This window comes from Streptomyces sp. CB01201 (genome assembly GCF_002803085.1).
Lineage (GTDB): Bacteria > Actinomycetota > Actinomycetes > Streptomycetales > Streptomycetaceae > Streptomyces > Streptomyces hundungensis.
The window spans coordinates 1-3384 of sequence record NZ_NNBJ01000042.1 but is presented as its reverse complement, the minus strand read 5'-3'; the positions used below and the strand labels follow the sequence as shown (position 1 = coordinate 3384).

The following is a 3384-nucleotide window of genomic DNA, read 5'->3' as shown; positions in this document are numbered from 1 at the left end:
GTATTTGACGGTGCGGCCGGTGCTGTCGTGGGCGTTCCAGTGCGTCGCGTCCTGGCGCTCCAGGGTGATCGAGCGGCCCGAGCCGTCGTCGGTGACCTTGATGCCGGTGACCGCGTTGTTGGCGTCGCGGTCGCGTTCCACGCTCTGGTGGTTGCCGTTGCGGTCCGCGATGCGGGTCAGGTTGCCGTACTGGTCGTAGGTGTCCCGCGTGCCCGACTTGCGGTCGGTGAGGGTGTATGTGCTGTCGCTGTTCTTCTTCAGGTCCAGCGAGTACCCGGCCGGGGCGGTGAAGCTACCGTCGGCGTTCTTCGTAAAGGAGACGCGGGCACCGGACTGGTCGTAGAGGTCGACCGACGTCGTCGGGTCGGTGTCCAGGTAGCGCTCGTAGCCGAGCCACCAGGCGTGGGAGACCGAACCCCACGGCGCGTCCAGGGAGTTGTAGGTGCGGGTCCAGGTCAGCTTGCCCGCGACACCCGCGATGTCGAAGTCGGTGGCGGCGACCAGGAGGTTGCCGGTCGAGTAGTCGACCTTGACCGCTACCGACTTCGACAGCCGCAGCCCGTAGTACGTGTGCCAGGGGACCTCGCCCTGGCCCTGTGGCGGAGTGCCGGCGGATGTCATTCCTGAACGGGTGCTGGTGCGTGGACTGTTGGCGGCTCCGCGTGTTTGCTGGCGGGTGTGCCAGGCCTGGCGGTCCGCGCTCGGCGGTGCGGCGCGCTTGGACGCCGGGGCGGTGTTGGTGCCGCCCGCGAGCGGCGGTAACGCGATGTCGGTCTTCTTGCCCCACGCCGATCCCGCCGCATGCGGAGCGGCGGGTGAGGCGAGGGCGGGCAGAGCGGAGCCGGCCAGTGCGGCCACGGCCACCGCCGCGACCACCGGGTAACGGGTACGGGATCTCGCGCGCCCCCTGGGCATGCCGAACGAAGGTGTGTGCATGCTTTTCCCCTACGGAAGATTCGTCCCGGCAGCCCCACTGGCCCCGGGAGGGGACACACGCTCACACAGACATCCGAAAGAAACGGCCTTCATTCCCCCTAACTCCCGTTCCATGTGCGCCAGTTCAGGACAGAGGCAGGCAGTCCATTTGGCTCCGAACCAGGCGCCCGATCAGCCCTCGCAGGCCAGGGCCCGTCGAGACGTGACGCAAACACCCCGGCCGGAACCCAACCCTCCAGGCGTCCTCTGCCGACTCGGCCGAGCCGAAGCACACCCGCGCCTGAGCCGCTCGCGGTACGGACCGCTTTACGACGCCTTGAGGGGCCACAGCCAGTGCAGGTCACGTTCGACTTCAGCACCGCCGTATGGACGATCATGGGAATCCTCGCCTACGTCGGCGTCTACCAGTGGTCCCAACCGACCCTCCCCACCACGCCGACCGCTCCTCCCATGGGCATGACCAAGGGCGAGCGAGTGGCCCTTGCGCTCACCGCGGCGGTCGCGGTGATCACCTTCGGCTCCTACATCTCGCACGGCATAAAGAAGGTCGAGATCGACAAGCCCGTGCCGACGGTCTCGACCACGATCTCGCCGACCGCCCATCCGTCCCCGCACTGACTCGACGCCCGCCCCGCGGACCTCAAGCGGGCTTGCGGTTCCTGTAGAGCCCTATGTCTTCTGTGACCAGAAAACGCTGGACGTCCGGCCGGCCACTCGACATAATCCTGTAGTACTCAACAGCACCGACATAGAGAGAGGGGCATTTCTTGAGGATCACCATTGAGGCCAGCAGCAAGGAGTTCGAACGCAAGCTGCTCGATCTGTTCACGGAACACCGCAGCGAGCTTGCGGTCACGGTCGAAACCGACTGGAACGCTGAACGGGCTGTGACGTTCCTGTCCACCCTCAACCCGGTTGCCCGGGACTTCGCCCGTCGCATTGTTGATGCTGGCGGCCACCTCGACGCCGCAGTGCTGCGGTCGGAGTTCGAAGGCGGGTTGCGCGGCCCCACCGTCGCCCTCACCAACGCTCTCAAGCGGGGCTTCAAGCGCGGCTGGTGGGCCGAGGGGACCGAGGCCCCGATCACCGTGGTCTACGGGGGCAGTCTCACAGACGGATGGAGGCAAGCGTCCGCCTATGAACTCAATGCCGACGCCCTGAACGCCTTCCGCCAGGCGTTCGCCCGTCTGGATGCTGCCCCCGCCCGGCTCAACTGGGATGGCGACGCCCCGAGCGCTCCCCCTCTGGCGGACTGGGCGAACCATGACACCCCACGCGTCCTGCCCCACGATGCGGAGCCAGAACCGGACGGCGACAGCTGACCTCAGCCGCGGTCGGGAACCGGCAGGTAGGAAGGGGTTGCGGGGCTAACCCTCCACTCCTTGATAGTCGGCCCGGCCCGCCACTTCGGCGCCGCCCCGGCTCCCTCTCGGAGGTCTTTCGTGTCCCTGCTGTCCCTGGTCTCCCCCGCTGTGCCCGGTCTGCTCAGCACGGTCTGCGCAGCCGCCGTCATCGCCCTGGCCCGCGCCGCCCTCGCGGGGCTGCACGCCTCCCGCGCAGCCCAACTGGCCGCCAGCACCGCCCCGGTGGAGCCCCCGCGCCGGCTGCGTGAATACACCCTGCTCCGCACTACCGGTCCGGACGGCCATCCTGTCCAGTACACGAGCACCCGCCCGCCCGGCAGCGTCATCACCCACCAGATCGACGGCCACCCGCGCGACTTCGAACTGACCGCCCTTCCGCTCGGCGACGGCACCTTTGCCGCCGAACCGCTCTGACAACCCTTCTCACGCCCTTAAGGAGCAACGCCCTATGAGTAATACGGATTCAGCACAGAACGAACCCGTGATCGGCAGCCTGCGTCCGTACCGCTGGTCCTCGGAGCAGTCCGTCGCCTACGAGGCGGCCATCGAGGCGATCAACGGCGTGGTCGGCGCCTACAGTGCCCTCATCGCCGATGCCGAGAGCCGTCCCGGCACGGTCGCCGAGATCGCCGAGTACCGGCGGCTGCGCAGCGAATGCCAGCAGGAGCGGCGCGCCCTGAAGGCCGAGGACACCGAGCACATCGCCCGCGTCCGTGCCGCCTACTCCGCCCGGCTCCACGAGCTGATGGAGCCCGGAGCGTGAGCCAGCCGCAGGACGACGCCACTCGGTACCAGCTGCCAGCAGCCGAGAACCGGCGCATATTCGTCGCCGACATCGTGCCGGACCATCTGACCGGGCCCACCCCACAGGACCCAGCCACCGCTGTGTTCCTGCTGGGGCAACCCGGCGCCGGCAAGACCCGGGTGGCTCAGCTCATCGCCGAACAGCTCGATGCCCGGGGCGGGTTCGTCGACGTCGACAGTGATCTGTACAAGCCGTACCACCCCGAATACGCGCGCTTACTGATCTTTTCGTAAGTTTGGTGGGTGTGGTGGCGGTTTAGGTGGGACGCTGTCGGGATGG

6 protein-coding genes are annotated in these 3384 nt (G+C 67.9%); 5 read left to right on the top strand and 1 reads right to left on the bottom strand.

Annotation, left to right across the window (positions count from 1 at the left end; translation table 11 throughout):
• Window positions 1–936, bottom strand: a 936-nt coding sequence (locus tag CG740_RS39425; protein ID WP_234376781.1) for a DUF6531 domain-containing protein, incomplete at its 3' end; no start/stop codon positions are given.
• Window positions 937–1269: 333 nt separating this feature from the next.
• On the opposite strand from CG740_RS39425, the gene CG740_RS39420 reads away from it, so the two are divergent.
• The 5 genes from CG740_RS39420 (at window position 1270) to CG740_RS39400 (ending at window position 3338) form a co-directional block, all read left to right on the top strand.
• On the top strand, window positions 1270–1554 hold the full coding sequence (locus CG740_RS39420) for a hypothetical protein (RefSeq protein WP_100580134.1): 285 nt from the start codon (window positions 1270–1272) through the stop codon (window positions 1552–1554).
• Window positions 1555–1703: 149 nt separating this feature from the next.
• Window positions 1704–2258 carry a hypothetical protein gene (locus CG740_RS39415; protein ID WP_100580133.1) on the top strand — a complete coding sequence of 185 codons (555 nt, stop codon included), beginning with the start codon at window positions 1704–1706 and terminating at the stop codon, window positions 2256–2258.
• 120 nt (window positions 2259–2378) lie between these two features.
• A complete protein-coding gene (locus CG740_RS39410; protein WP_100580132.1) occupies window positions 2379–2714 on the top strand; it encodes a hypothetical protein in 336 nt (111 codons plus the stop codon).
• Between the two features lie 34 nt (window positions 2715–2748).
• Entirely contained in the window at window positions 2749–3063 is a 315-nt protein-coding gene (locus tag CG740_RS39405; protein WP_199846723.1) for a hypothetical protein, read from the top strand.
• Complete coding sequence (locus tag CG740_RS39400; RefSeq protein WP_234376780.1) at window positions 3060–3338, top strand: zeta toxin family protein; 279 nt, start codon at window positions 3060–3062, stop codon at window positions 3336–3338. Before CG740_RS39405 ends, CG740_RS39400 begins: the two co-directional genes overlap by 4 nt.
• Window positions 3339–3384: the final 46 nt, after the last annotated feature.